We start from the raw sequence: 21718 nt of genomic DNA on the forward strand, positions 1-21718 counted from the left end.
TTCAAAATACTTGTGAGCATCCAACTAGAACAAATGGCCCTATCGAAGGATTAAACAATAAAATAAAAGTACTCAAAAGAAATGCCTACGGCTTTAGAAACTATTACCATTTTAGGAACAGAATTCTTTTAATAACAAAAATGTTTGGCCCAAAACAAAAAGGAATTAAGCAACAATTAGTTGCTTAATCCCTTCCTAAAATTCTTCATCAACACTATTTGACAAAGAGCCATAAAATCAGTTCTTCCAATCACAAAAATTATCTAATTACACTATTCAACTATTAATTACTCTACTAACATCTTATTTATAACTAGATGATTGTCCTTGATAGTAATGATTTTATCATATCCAACCATCATTTCCTCTGAAATGTGATGTTCTATATCAATAACTGCTCCAGAATAAGTTTTTATCAAATCATTCAAAATTTTTGAACTCTCATAATCCAGCCCTGATAAAGCTTCGTCAACAAGTAAGCATGGTTTTTCAAATAATAATGCTCTTGCTAACTCTAACCGTTTTAATTCTCCACCAGACAGAGAATGTAATTGTTTATCCATTTTAGTATGTAACATCTCTTTTGTTGCTAAATGTTTCATTCCTACTCTTCTTAAAATTTCAATGACTCTACTTTCATCTATTGGACTATCAAACGTCAGATTAAACAGCAATGTTTCGTCAAAGATAAATGGGTTTTGAGAAACAACAGAAAAAAGTTCAATTCCTTTTTCTTGCCCATAATTGATTGTACCAGATAATATCTTCGTTTCCCCTAAAATAGTTTTTAAAAAAGTACTCTTTCCTGAACCTGAAGGTGCTTTGAATAATATCTTATCATAACTTCCTAGTGAAAAATCAATATTTTTAATCAATTCAATATCTTGATATCCTACTGTAGCTTGTTTAAATTCTAAGATAACTTCTGTATTTCTTGGTAACTCTAGCAGTTGCTCATATTCTTCGGCTTTACTATTAAGAGTTAGCACTTTATTCAATACTGGATCAATTGATTGAATCACATTATATGTAGAAGCAACAGTTATTAATGGAGATACAACCCTATCAGCTGCCATATAAATAGTAAGCAAACTCCCTACTGTCATATATCCATTTTGAACAGAACTTATTCCCAGCATTAATGCTATCAATAATGAGCACACATATAGTAAACTAATAACGGTATTAGCGATATTCTGATTAAAATCCATCTTAAAATAATTTTTTTCAGATACTCCTAACTTCTCATTCAACTTTTTTAGTACATTATTTACCACACCAAGTCTTTTCATCAACGGGCGTGCCTCTAAAAAATCTGTTAAAAATCCTATATATTGATCATTAGCTTCTTGCCAACGTATAGTTCCTTTCTTTAACCATTTTTTAGTTAACTTAGGAATTAGAGCAGGTATAGCTCCCAAACTAACAAAAAGTAAACCCACTAACATATTGATATTCATCAAAAATATAAATGTAACAACACCTTGAAGTGTACACAAAATCATAGTAAATACATTATTGATAAATTTTTGTTCAATTTGCTGGACTTCACTAGTAATACTAGTTATGTAAGAACTTGGTGATTGCTGTAAATTCTCTTTTCTAACAGAATTTACTGCATGTATATTTTTTAACTGATAATTTACATTTTGAATAAACTTTCCTTTAAAGAAACTAAATAGAAATTGTGATAAAACAATTAACAGTAAAAAAATCAGCCATAAAAATACTGTATGTATACTGCTATCAAAATCACTTTTGTTCATATAATCTGTAAATTTCCCTAAAAAATACGGCGCACCAATTCCATCAAGAGATAGTAAAGCTAAAAATAACACAGCACATATAAATATTCGCTTATTACCTACTAGTATGAATCTTAAGTATCGAAACATTCTGATTCCCTCCACTCTAATGTAGAAAATTCATTCAATGCTAACAATAATCCAGCACTTCCAGTTCCAAAATCAATAGAACACCGAAGCATTGCATATCCAGGGCATAATAAATTATAATCCTCATGTTCTCTATAAAGTTGAATATAAATATTTTTTAAACACTCATTTACATACTCTACATCAATAAATCCTAACCGAGCAGCTTTGCAAAGGACATACAGAATACCAGATTCTCCTTTTTCAAATCCCAGATGAACTGTAAAGTTAACTTTTATACCATTAATCAAATTTGCTAGATAATCTTGTAACTTTTCTTTTATGCCTAACTCAAAATATTCTAATGCTACATAAGTAATTCCAGCTGTTCCATATGAAAAATAGGGGAATAAGATATCTTTTTCGTCTCTTAACATAGGATGCATATATGTTTCATTATCACCTATCTCCCCCGAAGTAATATCAGATATTAATAAGGCTTCTCCAAGCATAATAATTTCTTGTTCTCCAACTTCCTTATATAAAGATAAAAGAAATAATGCAATACCCGAATTTCCAAATTCAAATCCTATTTTTTCTGAATTATATAATAATGGAAGTTCATTCTGTATACGTTTAAAAACTTTCTTAATAGAAATCAAATATTCATCTTTAGGTTTAATTTTATACACCTTTAACAGAACCCAAGCTAAGCCTGATAATCCCTCTCCAAAATTCAAAGATTCATTTGGGTCATTAACTTTATAACTTACATAACTCGATATTTTATCTGCTAAATTTTCAATATTGTTAATATTTTTTATTTTATCATCAAATTGTAATAATGTGAAAATCGCTCCTGCCAATCCCGAAGAAAAGGACATATCCTCAAACTCACTAGATTGTATACCATTTAGTAAATACTGATGCAGTTCTACTCTTTGTCTATAATATAGACCTTTCGATTTTATAAGAGAATAAGCAATTCCTGATACTCCATACTTAAAACTAAAATTATTTTCTAATAGCAATGGAGATACCACTCTACTTGTATCTGAGTTCAGTAATTTAATAGTCGAAGTAATCAAATCAATTTTCATTTTTTTATAGGATACATTCAATTCACTAAATTTAGTGATTACCTCTTTCTTAGCATTATCAATGAATAACAAAATATTGTCATCATTACATTGTCCTTTTATTAAGCCTACAATCAGCTTATATAGAGAGTCAGACAAGAAATATTTATTGCCCATTCGTTCCAATATTCTCTCATATGACTCTTTATCTAATTCTAGAAACGTACTACCTCCTACTAACATAGAGTAAAATACAAAACCTAATGAAATGTAATCTTTAGTTTTTAAATCCACATCCATATTATTTTTAGCTGAAAATGAAATAGTATCAAACACATACTGATCTTCAGTTGAATCTAAATCAATAGAACCATCAAAGTCAACAAAATATATTTCTTCACCATCAAAAAGTATATTGGTATTAGAAATATCTCCGACAACAATATTATATCTATGTATATCTCTCAACTTTAATAGACATTTTTTTAGAATTTCCTCTAGTTTTCGATAATAATTGATGTATTCTTTCTCGTCAGAGTTGGGAACTATAAAAGGATTATTAGTAGCCGCATAATTTCTTAATGTGTCACCAGGCATAATTGTTTCTACAATAAAATAATGCTCCCAATCAAAAAAACTATCTAAAACTTGTGGTACACCACTCATTCCGAGTAATTTATTTAATATTTTTTCTTCATTTTGCTTTAAATATACACTATCTTTTTTATCTCCAAATTGACATGTATACGGTCTTGCTTCCTTAATAATTCTATTTTCTGTTTTTTTGGTATCTATTGCTACATAAGTTCCACCAGCATTAGTATATCTCAAGACTTCTGTTATATCATATCTATTATTCAACAACTCATCATTTTCTTCTTCCTCAACTTCATTTATTGGGTCAGATATCCAATAAGGTAGATTAAAAAAAGGCTGATGATCATCAATAAAAATATCCCCATTCTCAGGATTTATTATACACAAGTCATGTATCATTTTGAATATTCCATATCTATAGTATACAATTCCACTATACTTTTTATCTGTTAAAATATAAGGACCCTCTATTCCACTTAAAATATTTCCTAATCCTTTTAAATGTTTCAGAAGTAAATTTTCCTCATCAATATAAATAGTTATAAACTTACCCGAACTTCCCCTATCCGCACTTTTTTCATTCATACGAAAGACTATTTTTTTATCTGCATAAAATTTGAAATTCAATCTATTTGTCGCACAATATTCTACAACTAATTTCAATATATGTTCACAATTCCAATAACATGCTGATATATGTATTTTCCATCCTGAAGGAGGCAATTCGCCCATGTTTATATCACAGAAATAATATATTCTATCTTGAACAATCTTATAATCCTTGTTAATTTTAGATAATGCTGTCTCACAAATCACTTTTAACTCATCTGAAGGCCCATAATCCTGAATTGGACAATAAAATATTTTATCAATATCTAATAAAATAGGTGAAATTTCCAAAATAATCCCTCCATTCTACGAATATATCTCCCACTGGAAAAACGAAAAAATAGTAGGAGATACTTGAAAGTTAATTAGAATATTTTTTAATTACAAAGCTATTTAATGGTACAAGATTGTACACAGGAAACGCTAAATCCGCTTGATAAAGGGATATTTACTTTTTTTGAAGCCATTTTCATTTTTTGTAATTTTAAAATTTTTTTCATAAAAATCACCTTTCGATTTAGAAATTTTAAATTCAATAATGCAAGTTACGTTTTTCACAAAAAACATTAAAAAATGATTAACTTTCAATTAAATTTTAAACAACTCCGATAATTTTGTCAATATATATTTTTACGGAATCGTTTACGCTGTCTAGGGGAATCATTTATGCTGTACAAGAAGTACCTTCACTTAAACCAGGATATGAAACAGTACATCAATTAAGAGAAGCTTTTAAGGAGCGAAATTTCAATGATTTCAAAGAAGAATTGATGAGTGTACAAACGAGACACCTGTCTGATGGATTAAATCGTGTTCTACAAATATTTATGAAGTTTTTACCGTATTTACAAAATACTTGTGAGTATCCAACTCTTTCAAATGGACCTATTGAAGGGATTAACAACAAGATTAAAGTACTTAAAAGAAACGCTTATGGCTACACTAGTTTCACTCATTTTAGAAATAGAATTCTACTAATGTCTAAACTATTTGCTCGAACAACTATAAAAGGAATTAAGCAATCTGACGCCGCTTAATTCCTTCACTAAAATTCTTCATCAACACTATTTGACAAAGAGCCATTTTTTATCGTCCTTTAAATACATTATCAAAATTGGTATTTTTCAAAAGATTATTATTACTTATTTGAGTTAAGTATATCTATTGTCTCATACTCTATATCTTCTAGTTCTTGCATACGATGAGTTATCATAATAACCGTTGTATTTTCTAATTTAGATAAATTGCCTAAAATCATTTTTGAGCTGGCAATATCGATACTTGAAAAACTTTCATCTAATAAAATAATCGGATTGGGATTTACCAGTAACCTAGCAATTGCAACTTTTTGCTTTTCTCCACCTGATAAATCCGTTATAGACTTAGTTAAGTCAATATCTAACTGTTTAATAATCTCCTTAAAATTATCGGATTCATCTTTTCCTAGTAAAATATTATCCCTGATGCTTGTGTCAAACATATATCCTTGTTGCCTTAAATAACTAAACAATTTGTCTGTGTTGTATTCTGTCATATTAATACCATCAATCAAAATGACACCTTTTTGGGGATCTAGTTGTTGTAATAACAGCTTAAATAGTGTGGACTTCCCTGTACCAGAAGCCGCGTTCAGTACGTACCATTTCCCTTTATCTAACCGTAAGTTAACGTTTCTAAATAACACACGATCTGTTGTATACCCGAATTCTAACTCTGAAATAGATACACTATTCCACGATAATAAAACAGGTTTTTCCACAGTTTTATCATTACTTGCTTCCAATTTATCAATTTTATCTAACAGTTGAACTGAGGAATGAATAATAGTCATATATTGATTAATCGCAGAAATTGAATCAAATAATTTCATTGCTAAATCAGTTGTAGACAGGATTGCACCCACTAAAATCAACTTATTTAGTATCAACAAACCTGTTACAAAAATGACAGCTAATTGACTAATTACATTTAGTAGAAAAATAATAAATGTGACTTTGCTCGTTTCTTTAGCAAGTAGCACTCGACTATTCTTAATTTTCAATAACTCTTGACTAAATGTATCCTGATAAAAATTTAATCCCCCAAATTCTTTTAGAACATCAATCCCTTTCATCATGTTATTAATTTTATTCAAGTAACTTTTATTCGCCTCAGAAACTTGATTTCCAGCATTGGACACCATTTTCTTTGTCAGCAAAGGAATAAAATATAATATAATCGACAAAATCAGACTAACTACGAATAACAAGTAATGGATGTAAAATAAAGCAATTAAAGATAAAATGGCACGCAACATAAATCGTATCATACCGAAAATACTTCTCAACACTTTATTTTCAATCATATTTACATCGTTTTGAAGAAAGGACTCAATTTCCTTTTGTTCTTGATTATCAATATAATTAGCTTTTATATTCCATGAAGCATATGACATATCACTACGCATATAATTAGCTATGTTTTGAATAACGATTTCTTGATAGACTGTCTGATAATATGAAATGATTAGACTAACGATCCATAATCCCAAAACAAGGAATACTTCATACATAAATACTTTTACATTTTGTTGGATAATATATTCAGCAACCTTCGTCATACGTAATGCAGCATATACTTGTAGCCCTGACACAGTAAATAGTCCAGCTATATTTAATATAATTCCCAACAACTCTTTTCTTAAATATTTAATCATTTCTATCCTCCTCCAAAGAACTCTAAAACTCAAAGTCAAGTGGGTTATATTTTTGGGACATTTATCTGAAGAAAATATGTATTCAGAAATAGTGTTCATCCTTCTTTAATTTCATACTAATCTTATCCGATTTTATTTTCTTTGTAAAAATATTCATATTAATAATACATTAAAAAACTCTAAAAAATAACAGCTTAAAATAATTTAAGCTGTGTAAGTATGTAAAAGGTGATGTAATTACCATTATACTAACAAACACTATAAACAACACGAAGTTAATCATAGGCAACACCTCCAAATAATTAGAAAGAAGATTGCAAAAAACTCCAAGCGCTACATCTTGTATAAATTTGATTAGTTTATTCGTTTGCATAGGATTCGAACCTATATCACCACCAACATTAAACTTATATCACATTTAACTGAATTACACAATTCATTTTTTAAATAAATATCCATCGGCTATGAAGTGCACTCCATAAGTTAGAGTTTGTGTCTAACTTATGGGGTGCACTTCACAATCTGGGGGTTTTAATTAGACCAAACAAGGAGAACGGAAATCCGTCCTCCTAATCAATTACGCTTATTTAATTAATTCGTAAATCGCTTCTGCATAAATCGCTGTAGATCTGAATAAATCCTCTAAAGCGAAGAATTCATTTGCTTGGTGCATTGTATCGATTGAGTCTGGGAATAGCGCTCCATACGCTACGCCACGTTCGAAGATACGTCCGTATGTACCACCACCGATTGATTGTTCATGTGCAGGTAATCCTGTTTGACGGTGATATACCTCTAATAATGTTGACACTAACTCATCTTCTGGGGATACATAGTGAGGAACTTGTGCTTTACCGTGAGCAACTGTGAAGCCATATCCTGAAGCAACTACTTCTGTCTTAATTTCAAGACCTTCAGCAGTGACCCCTAATGGATAACGGAAGTTTACTACAGCTACCCCACCTAATTCTGGAGTATACGTGAAGATTCCGGCATTAGCTGTTAATGGTCCCATCACTTCATGGTTATAAGCCACTTTTAAGTTTTTACCTTCTGTATCTTCATGTAATACTTCAGCAGCAAATGCTAAATATTTCTTCGCATTGCCTTTGAAGTTGAATTGGTTTAAGAATTTCGCTAAGTGTGTACCAGCGTTGATTCCTTTATCTGGAGTAGATCCGTGTGCTGATTTACCAACCACATCTAAGATGACTTTCCCGTCTAAAACTTGAGCAGTTCCTTCAACAGGATTTGCAGAAACATATGCAAAGAAGCGGTCCACCACTTCGTTTTCATTTGGAACAATAATTTCCGCATGCGCATCTTGAGGAACCATGTTTTCACGTAAGCCTGCATCGAAGCTTAATAATTGGTAATCCCCCTCTGATGCTTCACCTGGAATATCATAGTGTAATGACAGAATTCCTTTTTCCCCGTTAATAATTGGAAATGTTGCATCTGGCGAGAAACCAAAGTCTGGCATTTCTTCTGTTTGGAAGTAGCGGTCCATACATTTCCAACCGGATTCTTCGTCTGTTCCGATAATGAAACGAACACGTCTAGAAACTGGTAATCCTAATTCCTTAATGATTTTTAGCGCGTAGTAAGCTGCCATACTTGGTCCTTTATCATCACTTGATCCACGTGCATAAATACGATCATTTATAATTTGTGGTTCAAACGGATCTGTATCCCAGCCTGTCCCAACTGGAACAACATCCACGTGACCTAAAACTCCAAGAGTTTCTTTAAAGTCTGGATTTGGTGCAAATTCGATATGCCCCGCTAAGTTACCAACTTGTTTTGTTGTGAAACCATCACGTTCACCGATTTCCAAGAAAGCTTCTAGTGCTTCTTTAGGACCAGGACCTACTGGCGCTTCCTCTGTCGCTTTTGAATCATCACGTACACTGTCAATACGTAATAATGTAAATAAATCTTTTAATAAATCTTCTTTACGAAGTTCTACTTCTTTTTTCCAATCAATTGTCATCCAATCGCTCCAATCTCTATCAAGTAGATTCAATAGTCTTATCTTACCATTTTTACAAAGCGATGAAAAGCGGTTAAACACTTTCTAAAACAAATAAAAGCTTAGGATTTCTCCTAAGCTTTCGTTATTCATTGTTCATTAATGATTGTAGTTCTTCTTCGGTTAATGGTCTGCTCTCTCCTAACGCGAGACGCGCATCTAGCTTGAGTGTCCCCATTGTGAGTCGCTGCAAGTTTACAATGGTTTTCCCACAGGCTTTGACCATACGTTTTACTTGATGGAATTTTCCTTCTTTTATATGAATCTGAACAACCGACTCGTCCTGAGATGTCCTAAGAATATCAAGCTGTGCTGGCATACACTCTGTTCCATCCGATAACACAATGCCCCTCTCAAAAGTAGCGGCATCTTCAAGAGTCATCACGCCATCAACTCTTGCTTGGTAGATTTTTGTGACGTGTTTCTTCGGCGAAAGAAGACGGTGCGCCAACTCTCCATCATTGGTTAGAAGCAACAAACCATGAGTATCGATATCCAAACGACCTACCGGGAAGACCCCTTTTTTAAAATAGAGGGGATCGATTAAATCCAGAACAGTCTTATGAAGATTATCTTCTGTGGCACTCACGACTCCTTTAGGTTTATTCATCATAATATAGACGAATTCTTCATACTGAATCTTTTCACCATCAAATAAAATCTTATCGGTTTCGGGATCCACTTGAACTTTTCCATTCGTTACGACTTTGCCATTAATGGTAATTCTTTTGGCCTTTAATAAAGATTTGACCTCGGAACGAGTTCCAAGGCCACAATCTGCTAAACATTTATCTATTCTCATTATTTCATCCTCAATTTACGACGAATGCCACCAATTCGAGCGCCAAGCATTTCATCTGCTAATCGATTCTTCAGCGTAATCAGTCCGTATGTCGCTACTCCGACAAGACCAACTGCAGCAACTGCAATTAAAGCACGTACTTTACCACCAATTGGCATTACTTGTTTAATTGCAAATAATGTAATCGTAGAAGTCACGGCCATTCCAAAAGACGCAAGAAGTACTTGCCCAAATTTCTTCAATACATAATTCAGATCGAATCGAGTCAATCGAAGAACGTGACGACACATATACAGTGTAGCCACAAAGAACGCAATCGAACTTGCAATTAACGGACCTGCTCCGCCAAGGAAGTACATCATCATTGGTTGCCATAGCAATTTAATAATCACTGTAAATCCTAAAGCTTTAATGGCGATGATATGTTGTTCCATCGATTGTAAGATGTATGTGAACGTTACAAATAATCCTAAGAACACACACATGACGCATGAGACAACTAATAAATACGTTCCAGTTGGATCTGGTGAATAGAACACATTATAAATTGGTTCCGATACAATCGCCATCCCTACAGAAGCTGGAATCATAATATACGCAAATAATCCAAGATTGTTCGCTATGACGCGTTTAACTTCTTCACGGTCATTTACAGAATAGTGAGCCGCAAGCAGTGGCAGAGCCGCTGTTGAAATACTCATCGCTAGGGAAATAACAATCATAATAATTTTATTCGCATTAAATCCAAACAAGGTGATTAGTTCTTTACCTTCTTCAAAAGAGTAAGTCGTAAAGATTGGCACAAAACGTTGGAAGGTTTCTTGGTCAATCAAACTAATGATTTGGATACTTGATGTGACTAATACGAAAGGTAACGCCTCCCGCATTACTTCCAGAATAATCTTCCAGAAACTTAATGGACGTTCAGGACGACCCTCTTCCATTAATTCCATCATGCCTTTATGGTCGCGTAACATCTTATAAGCTAAGTATAAGAACGCAATAACCGCTCCGACAAAGGCCGCAAATGTAGAATGTGCTACAGCGATTACGAATCCGCCGTGGATGACACGCATCACAAAATACGTTAATCCTAACATATACAAGATACGGACTACTTGCTCCCATAATTGAGATTTCGCAGAAGCAGCCATCTCATTATATCCTTGATAGTATCCACGCATTAAGCTAAGCGGTGGAATAATGAGTACCGCAGGCGTTAGCGAACGGATAACCAAAATACTATCAGCAATCTCTTCAGGAGTAGCTCCTTTTGCAAAAAGTGGCGCTGCAAAATACATTCCTGCCGCAAAGACAAACCCTAAGAACGTCATAAAGAGCATTGTTCCTTTAAACAATCTCCAACTCGTCTTATAGTCTCTTCTTGCATGGTTGTCCGCTACGATTTTAGAAATTGCAACCGGAATTCCAGCTGTTGATATTTGTAATACTAATGCATAAATATTATAGGCGATAAAATATAAGTAGTTCGCATTATCTCGGTCGGCACCCATCCACATTCCCCAAGGAATGATATAGAGCGCTCCAAGTAATCTTGAGACGATATTCCCAATCGTTAACCAAGATGAACTTTCCAAGAGAATTTGTTGCGAATTTTTCTGATTTCGAATTTTATCACTTAGGCCTACATAAGGCTTTCTTTTAAACATATATTGATAAATCCTCTTTCTTAAATTATACCAACCATAAGAGTACATTATTTTAAAGTAAATTGCTAGCATTCTTATGAAACCTTAAGCAGTTACTAAACTTTGCATAAAAAAGAACCGAGCCATTTAGCCCGATTCTTTCTATTGATTTGATTAGTCTAATAAACTTGTTTGTCCTTCTTCTTCCACTTCAACAGGAGCTGCTACTCCAATGCCATAGTGAGCACGAACTTTTTGGTTCAAGTCGGCAACGACTTCTGGATGGTCTGCCAAGTATGCTTTTGCATTCTCACGACCTTGACCAATCTTCTCGTCGTTATATGCGTACCATGCACCACTCTTCTTCACGAAGTCAAGGTCTGCTGCCATGTCGAGTAATTCCCCAAGTTGAGAAATTCCTTCTCCGTACATGATATCCACAACAGCTGTTTTAAATGGTGGAGCCACTTTATTTTTAACAACTTTAATTTTAGTTTGGTTCCCTAAAATTTCAGTACCTTGTTTGATTTGATCTGCACGACGCACTTCTAAACGAACAGTCGCGTAGAATTTCAATGCACGTCCACCAGGCGTTGTTTCAGGATTTCCGAACATAACGCCCACTTTTTCTCGAATTTGGTTGATAAAGATTGCGATTGTTTTTGTTTTGTTAATAGAACCTGATAACTTACGTAATGCTTGAGACATTAAACGAGCTTGAAGCCCTACGTGTGATTGTCCCATGTCGCCATCGATTTCGGCACGTGGAACTAACGCAGCAACTGAGTCGACGATGACAATGTCAACTGCTCCTGATGATACTAACGCATCTGCAATTCCTAATCCTTGTTCCCCTGTATCTGGTTGAGATAATAGTAATTCATCAATGTTTACGCCTAAAGCTTTTGCGTATTCTGGATCTAGAGCATGCTCAGCATCGATAAACGCTGCTACTCCACCACGTTTTTGAACTTCTGCAACCGCATGAAGTGCAACAGTTGTTTTACCTGATGATTCTGGTCCGTATACTTCGATGATACGTCCACGTGGGAACCCACCTACGCCTAATGCGATATCTAATGCAAGAGACCCTGAAGATACTGTTTGGATTTGTGTATCTACTTTTTCTCCTAATTTCATTACGGCACCTTTACCGTAGCTCTTTTCAATTTTCTTTAACGCATCTTCCAATGCTCTTTGACGATTTTCATTTTCTGCCATGTTTTAATTCCTCCACGAATTTTAAGTCAAACATATTGTACACTATGTTCTATTCTATACGCAAGCAATATGCGAACATTTGTTCTCATTTTGTTCGGACTTGTTTTAATAAATATTTTCTGAGTAAATTCCATCCATGTTGTACCGCGAATTCACGATTATCGTTACGATTACGTGCAAGGTGTAATTCAAGAACTTCTACGTCTGTCCTGGAAGCTAATGCGACGAAAATCGTTCCGACTTCTTTTCCTTCCATTTCACTTGGCCCTGCTACTCCCGTAAATGAAATGCCTAAATCGCTTTGATAATGGAGTCTTGCTTGTTCCGCCATGGCCTTGGCACATTCTGAGCTGACCATACCGTATTGATCCAGCAATGTACTATCGATTCCTAGTTGCGTTTCTTTCGCTTCTCTTTGATAAGCGACTGTTCCTCCTTGGAAGTAGGATGAGCTTCCTTCAAAGGCAACGACACTTGCTGCAAACAATCCTCCTGTCAAACTTTCGGCACAGGCAATCGTGAGTCCAGATTCTTTTAGTAAACCGACAGTCACTTCTTGCAATGTATTGTGATCTCCATATCCATAGAAGAATTCTCCTACTTTCGATTGGATAAGTAGTTCCATTTCATCAAGAAGATCTCTGCACTCTTCTTCTGTTTCCCCATTAGCCGTTAAACGAAGCATCACTTCAAATTTACCAGCATATGGTGCAATCGTCGGATTTGTTTGTTCTTCGATTAAATCTTCTAAAATGGTTACTAAGCGAGATTCTCCAATTCCAAAGAAGCGTAAGTAACGCGATTCAAACAAATCCACTTTGCTCACTTTCTTACGTAAGAAAGGCAACACTTCTTTTTGCATCATCATTTTTAATTCATTTGGTGGTCCAGGTAGAACAATGAATTGACGTCCATCTTTTTCAAAACCACACCCTACTGCAAGTCCGTTATGATTTTCAAAAACGGTTCCGCCTTCGAAGGTTAATGCCTGTCTTCGATTATTTTCACTCATGTCGCGATGAGAACGGACATGAAACTCAATGACTTTTTGAAGAGCTTTTTCATCTTCAACTAGTGGCACTTCTAAAAAGCGCGCCAATACTTGCTTGGTAATATCATCTGTTGTTGGCCCAAGTCCGCCAGAGAGAATAATCAACTCACTTCTTGAAGCAGCTAATTCAATTGCTTCAACCATTCTTTCTTCATTATCACCAACCACTTGTTGATAGTAAGTTGGAATCGAATTTTTCGCCAATTCTTGTGCTAAATATGCGCTATTGGTATTTACAATTTGACCCATAAGTAGTTCAGTTCCGACTGCTATAATTTCCGCATTCATTTTTTCGCCTTCCTTACACTCTTTTTCGTAAAAATATAAAGCCCAAAACAATAATGTTTCAGGCTTCATTTGTTATTCTGTTTTAGTAAATGAATCCGCAAATACATGTCGATTCTTTACAAAATAATCCAAACCTGAATAGATTGTAAATACTAAGCAACTATATAATAAGATTTGTCCAATTGGAACTCCAATTGGCTTAAAGAACAAATCATCCGTCAACAAAAAAATAATCGCCAACATTTGAGTAGCAGTCTTCACTTTTCCTGGCCAGGCCGCAGCCATAACTTCTCCATCATTTACTAGTAATAGTCGTAGACCAGTTACTGCTAATTCACGACAGACAATGATACTAACCACCCATGCAGGAGCTAAACTAAATGAAACAAGCATGATGAACGCTGTCATCACTAACATTTTATCTGCTAAAGGATCTGCAAACTTCCCAAAGTTTGTTACTAATTTGTATTTGCGTGCTAAATAGCCATCAAGATAATCTGTAAAGCTAGCTACCGCGAAAATAATCATTGCCAAGAAGTGTACAATGTTTATTTGTGAACCTAAAAGATTCATCGCACCGAACACTTCACTTGGCAAACTCATGAGAACGATAAATACCGGTATCATGAAAATTCTCATTACGGTTAATTTATTTGGTAAATTCACTGAGTTTCTCCTATTGTACTGTAATATAAATTCTATTTGCAGTTGAACCCTCTGGAATTTTTAGTTCAACGCCTCCAACGGTAATCGTTCCTAAAGGTGTATAACCAAAATCCATGCGAATGGTTGTTGTTCCTTCTGGAATAGAACCAGAAACTGTTTGACCAGTACTTGGTACTCCATCCGCGACAACTGTTCCGTCTGCAGAGATTTGAGCCCAAAGATCGGTTCTTGCTTGGTTCAACACCTTAACCTCTAGAGGGAATTTACTTACTTGAGCAGTATAGTATAAAGCATTCCCATTCGCGTATGAGTAATTTACACTAGTAACTTCGGGAGCTTTTGTTGTTGTAGTAGCAACCGTTGTTTCTTGTACAGCACTTTGCTGAGTCGTTACTTGTGTGGTAACCTGATTATTTCTTTGACTACGAGTGTTTAAAACCGCTTGTCCAATTGCAAAAATAATCGCTACTATGAACATTCCCAATAAAATTGTAGGGAAATAATTCTTTAAAGTATCAGATATTGAAGACCATTTACTCTTATTCTTATTTAAACGTGTACGATTACTTGTTACTGAAGCCGAAGTAGCTGTAGAAGTCGTTGTTTTAACAGTTGCTTGTGGAATTTCTGATGCATGTTCTTCTAATAAAGCTGCACCGTCTAAACCAACTGTGTCCGCAATCTGTTTAATGAATGCACGTGTATAAAAAGCACCTGGCATCAAGTCAAAATCATTATCTTCAATTGCAATTAAATAACGTTTTTGAATTTTTGTAATTTGTTGCAAGTCATCAAGAGTATATCCTTTTAATTGCCTTGCACTTTTTAAAATTTCTCCGATTGTTTGTGTCATCATTTCACCATCTTTTCATTTTCTCATTGAAAAGTATACCATATCTTGAAAATGAAAAAAACAAAAGAAGTTGCTATCTAGCGTTTAGTTTATTTTACAAACTGAATAATTAGTGTATCTTCTTTCGTGTGGCCATTTGGAAGGTATGCCTTTAATATAAATTGATGTGCTTTCTCGTTCCATTCTACCCTCACTATGCCATTAGAAAATTGAATATTATCCGGAAAAGTCATTTCATCCCCTTTAAAAGAAAGCCTTTGACGCACTGTTTGACTCGCCATCTCGAGCAATAAATCCATTCGATACCCATCTTCTAGAAGGCGATATTCAAGAGTGTTATGGGCATGAATTTTTAATAGAGCAATGATGAGGAAACTAGCAATAGCAAGGAGTGCTAAAAACTGAAAAAGTAATGTTCCTTTTCTTTTAGGGTTTATCATTTTTCTTTTCCTTTACCTCTTTCACTTTGATGTAAATAACACGATTCTTTGGTGCAAAATTTAATCGAAAAGTATTCCCTTGATTCAGAGTTGGTGACATCAATAATCTGCTACCATTTCTTTGAATGGATAAGGAGCGAATGCCGTAGAGAAATGGTTGGTGTCCTCCACTTCCTCCTGATCCTTTATAAATCTTCCCTCCGTCCCTCCAACTAGAAACTAATGTAATCACCTCTGTTTTCTCAGATGTCATGTTTTCAAAATATGCAATATAAGGATTGTAGCCGTTAAATGACTTCAGTCTATATCCAGCATAATTATAATTCATCTGTTGTACTGCTACATGCCATTTAATATCATCAGGAACATTGAGTCGATCTTTGATTTTTAAAAACGCTGTGCAAAGTCCCATAAATACCACTAAACTAATAGAGATAATGACAAGAGCCAAGAGGTGTTCAATGAGAAGAAATCCGGACCTTTTTCTCGGTAATTGCATTGATGTGGAACACCTCCTTATATTCTCCACAAGATACTGTTACTATTGTTGGCGAGCCTGTTGAAGTTAGCTTTTCTAGTGTAACTTTTTTCATCTTTTGAAACTCTTCATTTGGTAATTTATCTATAGCTATAGGATAAGTAGCGCTAGCTTGTAAATCCATTAGCTGTGTAGATGCTGCATCCAAAAAGCATCCTTTTAGTTGCTGCCGGTGGTACAGTTGCCCAACCGTAAAACTGATTAAGGAGACAATAACCGATAAAACCATAAGCCCTATTAACGCTTCAAGCAATACATATCCTCTACTTATCGGTAATTTCAACATGATACTTAGCCTCCCCCAATTGAAAAACATAAGTGTATCTGCGATTCTGCCCATCAAAAGTCACGGATGAAAATTGACTTACATTCCCACTATAAGGTTTGAAACTATACGTTTGAATTGAATAACTCTTCATTGTATCTGGAAAACGAATCTTCTTATCCAATTCTCTAGCTCCATGACAATTTAATTCCACTAGGCCACCCGAAACTGTCACAAATGAACCTTTGCCCGTTGAAATAGCTGTAATCTGTGCTGTATCCATCACTTGCTCAAACTCTCTAAGAAATACTTCTTCCTTCCAATTTACATAGGAACGACTAATCAAAGGTGGTGTCAGTATAAGTAAAAAGCAAGCAATGCCAAGCGCAATTAAGCATTCAACGAGTGTAAATGCTCTTTTCTTCATAATTATTGAGCATCAGGCGTGATAAGCTTAGGATCTACCTTTTTATAAGCTTCCATTTGTTTTTGATCAATATACTTTTTGTTAAGCAATTCTTCTACCGTCGGAACTTCTTTTGTATTATTTTGCAGCATATACGATTGTTGTTGAGTCTTGACTACATTCACAATTGCTTCGTCAGCTTTCTCTTGTGCAGTCTTTCTTTGTTGCGAAATATTCGGAATAATCAGTAGCATCATCAAGCCAATAATAAAAAGACACACGAGCAATTCGATTAATGTGAAACCTTTTTTCTTTGTTTTCATTTTCATTTTAATTTCCTCCAATCATTGTTAATGTCGGTAGTAATAAGATGAGATACATGGAAACGATGAGAAACCCAATTCCCATCAGGAGTATCGGTTGTATCCATTTGATTTTCTTTTCGATTCCTTTGGAAAATTCTTCAAGCATTTGATCTGCGTATACCTTTAGTTGAACATCCAACTGTCTAGTCTTCTCTCCTTCTAATACAAGCCAAATAAATTCTTTTCGAAATAGTCCTATTTTCTCAAGCGCACCCGAGAAAGATTCTCCTCGGACTAGTTCTTGTTCAATTTTTTCAGCAAGAATTTTTGAAAGGTTACTCGTTCCGTCCTTCTTCATTTCCGTAACCATAGTTAGAAGAGATTGCCCATTCCCTAAAAAATAAGAAAATTCTCTTGCATACAAAAAAGTGACATATTGTTGAACACTCTGTCCAACAATCGGGAAATGAATCAGACTTAGAAATTGATGATATGAATCCTTTTGTTTCCAAAAAGAATAAATAAGAAAAGAGAGAATCATTCCAACCCCAAGAATAACGAGTGAAATTTGCGGTAAATTTTGGAACCCTAGCCATATCCAATATAGAAATCCACTCTGCTTTAATTGTTCCTCTTGAATCATACTTCCTAACTGATCGAGTAATAATACTCGGATACAAAGAATCATCCCAATCACAAAGATAAAAAGAAAGGCTGGATAAATCATTGTTTGATGCATTTTTTTCTTTTGCTTTAGCTTACGGATTAAAAAATCTCCAATAGAATCACAAGCTGTCTCGAAGCTTCCAAATTGCATCGATAAATAAATTTGAGAAGTATGAGTTTCTGAAAAGCCAACCTCTCTTAAACATTGATCAAACCGATGTCCTTCACTCAACAATTTTCTCATCTGTTCTATCTGACTTTTCTGTGCATCAAATAAATACTCTAAAAATTTTAAGGACTCATCTAAACTAAATCCTTCTTGTAATAGATGAGACAATTGAAGCATGAATCTAGCTTGTATGTCCGCTTTCCATTTCTTAGATAATTTGATAGGTTTCGTAAGTTTTTTCAGTAATATATCCCAATGCATAAGCCTTTCTTAACACCTTATTAAAAGGATGAATCCTTTCTTCGTCTCTTTCGAACTGATTCTTGTTTAAAAAGTTCGAAATGTTACGATTCGTTTCAATTTCAAAAACCGTTCCTCTTTTTTCTCCGTTCGCTAAGTGATTGCAATAGATTTGGCATTCTTGCTGACACAGAGCGCAGTATCTTGGAAGTAAACGCTGTGAACAAATTGCGATAATCGTTTGTTCTAACATCGTCTTACTAACTCCAAGTTCTATTAGTCTAGAGATGACACCATTACAATCTTTAGCATGCACCGTCGCTAAAATTAGATGCCCTGTTAAAGCAGCACGAATAGCCATTTTTGCGGTCATTTCATCTCTGATTTCCCCAATGAGAAGAATATCAGGATGATGTCTTAAACAGCTTTTAATTAAAAGTTCGTAAGTAATCCCCGCTTTTTCATTAATTTCCGTTTGAAGAAACATAGGTTCATGATATTCAACTGGATCTTCCATTGTAATGACCTGTAACGTCTTTTCATTCATTCTTCCTCTAAGTAGGGAATACATGGTACTTGTTTTTCCAGAACTAACAGGACCAGAAAAAAGAATTAATCCACTTTTATATCTAAGAAACTGTTCTAATAATCTCCAATCCTTTGGAAAGTAGGTTGTCGCTTGGATAGAAGTATTCTCTTTTTTGGAACGATGTAATAGTCGAATAACCATTGATTCCTTTTGCTTAAAATTGGTAATAATAGATAATCGTAACTCAATGATTTGATGAACTGAGAATTCAAAAGTCAGTGACCCACTTTGAGGTCGTCTTCTCTCCCCAACATCCATCCCAGCTTGGTATTTCAAATATGAAATAAACTGTTCAGCGATTTTCGTTGAAACTTTCCTTAGTTCTTTTAAACCATTAACATCTCTTAGATAAAATACATACTCCTCTCCAATGGGCAATAAATGAATATCATCCAACTGGTGGGAAATGGCTTGTTTAAAGATTTCCTCGGCTAATTCATTCATTTCCATATCTCTTCCTCCACTCTTTGACTAGTCATAATGAGCTATGAAAAATGAAATGAAAAAGCCTCTCAAAATAAAAAAACGTTGAAGAAAATCTTCAACGTTTTTCTCTCTATTTAATTTTTTTCAAAGTTCCTAAACCGACTCCAAACATCGCACCTAATGCATCAATAAAAACATCTTGAATCAAAGGAGTTCTTCCAGGTGTGATTCCTTGATGGAATTCATCAGTAATTGCGTATAAAACGGTTATAAAGAAAGCTAGAAATTGAGGGAATCCTTTCTTTCGAACATGAACACTTAATCCTCTTGTCCATTGGTAGCCAATGAAAAAGTAAGCTAAAAAATGGGTTATTTTACGAATAAAAAATTCAACGAATTGAGCATAACCTAATGAAGGAATACTAATCGTTTGTCCCGCATATTCAAACTTAATCTTTGAAAGCAATTCTGAAAATGGTTGAGAGGGTAATCCTTTTTGAATCGTCGCTACTAAGGATTGATCTTTGTAGGACATACTAGAACTAACAAATATTAGAACCATCGCTGCAATTGCTAAAGTAATCGCAATTGTTCCTTTAGTTTTTTTAGACATAAAACCTCTCCTTCTCTTAAACTTTCTCCATTATGAAAGACACTCTCCTTGAAGTCAAGTTTATTTTAAAAATCTTAAATTCGACAAATATTAACTAAAAAATAGATAAATATTCATATTGACGCCCAAAAATGAAAGCGTTACAATAAAATAAAAACCGTTTTAGGGAGGGTCATACAATGGAACGTTATACGCAGGATTTAAGTTTGTTAGTGAAACAAATTGAATTGCTTGAGGAGCAACAACAAAAACAATATTTTTTCTATAATTTATTTTCTCCAGATCCTAATCCTTATAATAAGGCATTTGAAGAAATTATTGAGTATTTAATTAGTTCTAGTGAAGCTACTTTTTTAATCCATCATTTTGAAGATTTTTCTCATACTCTTTCTATCCAGCAACAAAAGCAATTTCAAAAATTGAATGATTATTATCTTCGTCATCAGTTTTCTACCCACTGTTTTCATAAGCCTTATTCTGAGGCTTTGTACACATTAACCGCAATGTGGATTAAAGGCCTTCGTGGAGAAAGCATCATTAATTTATTCCCTCACCTCAATCTTCTAAGAGAATTTTTCCATTTAAAATATCAAAAACAATTAAATATGAATGAAGTGAAATATATAGATGTTCTCAAATCCATATATGGAGTAGAACTTACTGAATTCTATTATCAGCATATTAAAGAAAGTAAAGCTTCTTTTTTACGTTTATATAGAGATTATATAGAAACCTTTCCAAGCGAATACATTCCAATTCAACATTTACATTTGAGTAAAGAGGAAACGATGTCTGTGTTATACGATATTATCCGTATTGCACAATCCGTTATTTCGAAACAAAGCATCCTTATTAATTTTGGCCCAAATCCTTTCCCAACCATCTACCAAAATGAAGAGACCATTTATCTTAATTTAGGTATATTTACAGATTTTGTAAGTGCCCTAAACCAATGTCTAAAATTACTAGGAGAAGTTTTTATATTAGATTATAATCACTCTGTAACAACAAACGATAAAAGTGAAACAGAACAAAATTTTATGAAATACTCCATCATTGGCTTTTGTACACTTCTCCCTTTATTAACAGATAGTCTTACAAAAGTAATCGTCAACAAAATTTCCCCAGAAAAAAACGGGGATCCTGCCTTTCTTGAAAAGATTCATGAAGAACTGACTTTCCATTACTTTAAAACAAACAAAATCAATAATAGTATCGAAAGTTATCAACCCCTCCAAGAAATGCTAAAATATTTCATCGAACTAGAAATTGAAGAAGAATGGTTTGATAAAAAATTTGATTCCCTCGATTTATCTCATCAATGGAATTTGCGCATTGAACAATATTTAAACAAAACTCCTCATTCTCATGTCGAGGGAGTTTTAAGACACTCCAATTGGACTAAAGGAGAAATTGGAGTTGCTTTTGGAAAACTATCTGGGTATTTTTCTATCTTTTGTAGTGGTTTACCAAAAGAACCTTATGACCATCCTTTTTCAGAGTTTTTAGAACATTTTTCTGGAGGTAAACTTCGTTGGTGGAGACCGAAATATCAATTGTACAGTAAGCTAAAAATGAACGACGAATCCTATAAATGCTGCTGGGTATTTTTTGGTTCTATAATTTTTAGGGTTGATGGAATTTT

21 protein-coding genes are annotated in these 21718 nt (G+C 34.1%); 3 read left to right on the plus strand and 18 right to left on the minus strand.

Annotation, left to right across the window (positions count from 1 at the left end):
* The coding region (locus HMPREF3106_RS09675; protein WP_246827559.1) for a transposase at positions 1 to 188 on the plus strand (188 nt) is incomplete at its 5' end.
* Positions 189 to 287: 99 nt separating this feature from the next.
* Here HMPREF3106_RS09675 and HMPREF3106_RS07055 read toward each other — a convergent pair.
* Positions 288 to 1895 (minus strand): ATP-binding cassette domain-containing protein, encoded by a 1608-nt coding sequence (locus HMPREF3106_RS07055; RefSeq protein WP_070445433.1) that lies wholly within the window; start codon positions 1893 to 1895, stop codon positions 288 to 290.
* On the minus strand, positions 1880 to 4450 hold the full coding sequence (gene lanKC, locus HMPREF3106_RS07060) for a class III lanthionine synthetase LanKC (RefSeq protein ID WP_070445436.1): 2571 nt from the start codon (positions 4448 to 4450) through the stop codon (positions 1880 to 1882). Before lanKC ends, HMPREF3106_RS07055 begins: the two co-directional genes overlap by 16 nt.
* 323 nt (positions 4451 to 4773) lie before the next feature.
* On the opposite strand from lanKC, the gene HMPREF3106_RS09325 reads away from it, so the two are divergent.
* Positions 4774 to 5196, plus strand: coding sequence for a transposase (locus HMPREF3106_RS09325; RefSeq protein ID WP_168160702.1), 423 nt, complete (start codon positions 4774 to 4776; stop codon positions 5194 to 5196).
* A 101-nt stretch (positions 5197 to 5297) separates the two neighbouring features.
* Here the strand turns inward: HMPREF3106_RS09325 and HMPREF3106_RS07070 are convergent, their stop codons facing one another.
* The 16 genes from HMPREF3106_RS07070 to HMPREF3106_RS07145 form a co-directional block, all read right to left on the minus strand.
* A complete protein-coding gene (locus HMPREF3106_RS07070; protein ID WP_070445442.1) occupies positions 5298 to 6854 on the minus strand; it encodes an ATP-binding cassette domain-containing protein in 1557 nt (518 codons plus the stop codon).
* 583 nt (positions 6855 to 7437) lie between these two features.
* Positions 7438 to 8847 carry a dipeptidase PepV gene (gene pepV, locus HMPREF3106_RS07075; protein WP_070445445.1) on the minus strand — a complete coding sequence of 470 codons (1410 nt, stop codon included), beginning with the start codon at positions 8845 to 8847 and terminating at the stop codon, positions 7438 to 7440.
* 124 nt (positions 8848 to 8971) lie between these two features.
* Positions 8972 to 9688 (minus strand): pseudouridine synthase, encoded by a 717-nt coding sequence (locus HMPREF3106_RS07080; RefSeq protein WP_070445448.1) that lies wholly within the window; start codon positions 9686 to 9688, stop codon positions 8972 to 8974.
* Positions 9688 to 11358 carry a putative polysaccharide biosynthesis protein gene (locus tag HMPREF3106_RS07085; protein WP_246827561.1) on the minus strand — a complete coding sequence of 557 codons (1671 nt, stop codon included), beginning with the start codon at positions 11356 to 11358 and terminating at the stop codon, positions 9688 to 9690. The genes HMPREF3106_RS07080 and HMPREF3106_RS07085 overlap by 1 nt, the downstream gene beginning before the upstream one ends.
* A 153-nt stretch (positions 11359 to 11511) precedes the next feature.
* On the minus strand, positions 11512 to 12558 hold the full coding sequence (gene recA, locus HMPREF3106_RS07090) for a recombinase RecA (RefSeq protein ID WP_048712013.1): 1047 nt from the start codon (positions 12556 to 12558) through the stop codon (positions 11512 to 11514).
* Positions 12559 to 12643: 85 nt separating this feature from the next.
* Positions 12644 to 13897: a competence/damage-inducible protein A gene (locus HMPREF3106_RS07095; RefSeq protein WP_070445454.1), complete on the minus strand. Its 1254-nt coding sequence runs from the start codon at positions 13895 to 13897 to the stop codon at positions 12644 to 12646.
* A 72-nt stretch (positions 13898 to 13969) separates the two neighbouring features.
* On the minus strand, positions 13970 to 14563 hold the full coding sequence (gene pgsA, locus HMPREF3106_RS07100; protein ID WP_070445457.1) for a CDP-diacylglycerol--glycerol-3-phosphate 3-phosphatidyltransferase: 594 nt from the start codon (positions 14561 to 14563) through the stop codon (positions 13970 to 13972).
* 10 nt (positions 14564 to 14573) lie between these two features.
* Positions 14574 to 15416 carry a helix-turn-helix domain-containing protein gene (locus HMPREF3106_RS07105; RefSeq protein WP_005605087.1) on the minus strand — a complete coding sequence of 281 codons (843 nt, stop codon included), beginning with the start codon at positions 15414 to 15416 and terminating at the stop codon, positions 14574 to 14576.
* An 89-nt stretch (positions 15417 to 15505) separates the two neighbouring features.
* Complete coding sequence (locus tag HMPREF3106_RS07110; protein WP_070445462.1) at positions 15506 to 15856, minus strand: hypothetical protein; 351 nt, start codon at positions 15854 to 15856, stop codon at positions 15506 to 15508.
* Positions 15843 to 16355, minus strand: coding sequence for a hypothetical protein (locus HMPREF3106_RS07115; protein ID WP_070445465.1), 513 nt, complete (start codon positions 16353 to 16355; stop codon positions 15843 to 15845). Before HMPREF3106_RS07115 ends, HMPREF3106_RS07110 begins: the two co-directional genes overlap by 14 nt.
* Complete coding sequence (locus HMPREF3106_RS07120) at positions 16315 to 16680, minus strand: hypothetical protein (RefSeq protein WP_070445468.1); 366 nt, start codon at positions 16678 to 16680, stop codon at positions 16315 to 16317. Before HMPREF3106_RS07120 ends, HMPREF3106_RS07115 begins: the two co-directional genes overlap by 41 nt.
* Positions 16658 to 17086 (minus strand): competence type IV pilus minor pilin ComGD, encoded by a 429-nt coding sequence (comGD, locus tag HMPREF3106_RS07125; RefSeq protein WP_049554718.1) that lies wholly within the window; start codon positions 17084 to 17086, stop codon positions 16658 to 16660. The genes HMPREF3106_RS07120 and comGD overlap by 23 nt, the downstream gene beginning before the upstream one ends.
* Before the next feature lie 2 nt (positions 17087 to 17088).
* Positions 17089 to 17394 carry a competence type IV pilus major pilin ComGC gene (gene comGC, locus HMPREF3106_RS07130; protein ID WP_246827563.1) on the minus strand — a complete coding sequence of 102 codons (306 nt, stop codon included), beginning with the start codon at positions 17392 to 17394 and terminating at the stop codon, positions 17089 to 17091.
* A 1-nt stretch (position 17395) separates the two neighbouring features.
* On the minus strand, positions 17396 to 18466 hold the full coding sequence (gene comGB, locus HMPREF3106_RS07135; protein ID WP_070438882.1) for a competence type IV pilus assembly protein ComGB: 1071 nt from the start codon (positions 18464 to 18466) through the stop codon (positions 17396 to 17398).
* A complete protein-coding gene (comGA, locus tag HMPREF3106_RS07140; RefSeq protein ID WP_070445475.1) occupies positions 18414 to 19484 on the minus strand; it encodes a competence type IV pilus ATPase ComGA in 1071 nt (356 codons plus the stop codon). The genes comGB and comGA overlap by 53 nt, the downstream gene beginning before the upstream one ends.
* Before the next feature lie 106 nt (positions 19485 to 19590).
* Positions 19591 to 20073 carry a VanZ family protein gene (locus tag HMPREF3106_RS07145; RefSeq protein WP_070445478.1) on the minus strand — a complete coding sequence of 161 codons (483 nt, stop codon included), beginning with the start codon at positions 20071 to 20073 and terminating at the stop codon, positions 19591 to 19593.
* A gap of 179 nt (positions 20074 to 20252) precedes the next feature.
* On the opposite strand from HMPREF3106_RS07145, the gene HMPREF3106_RS07150 reads away from it, so the two are divergent.
* Positions 20253 to 21718, plus strand: a 1466-nt coding sequence (locus HMPREF3106_RS07150) for a hypothetical protein (protein ID WP_210384830.1), incomplete at its 3' end; no start/stop codon positions are given.

It is taken from the genome of Granulicatella sp. HMSC31F03 (assembly GCF_001807725.1).
Classification (GTDB): Bacteria; Bacillota; Bacilli; order Lactobacillales; family Aerococcaceae; genus Granulicatella; species Granulicatella adiacens.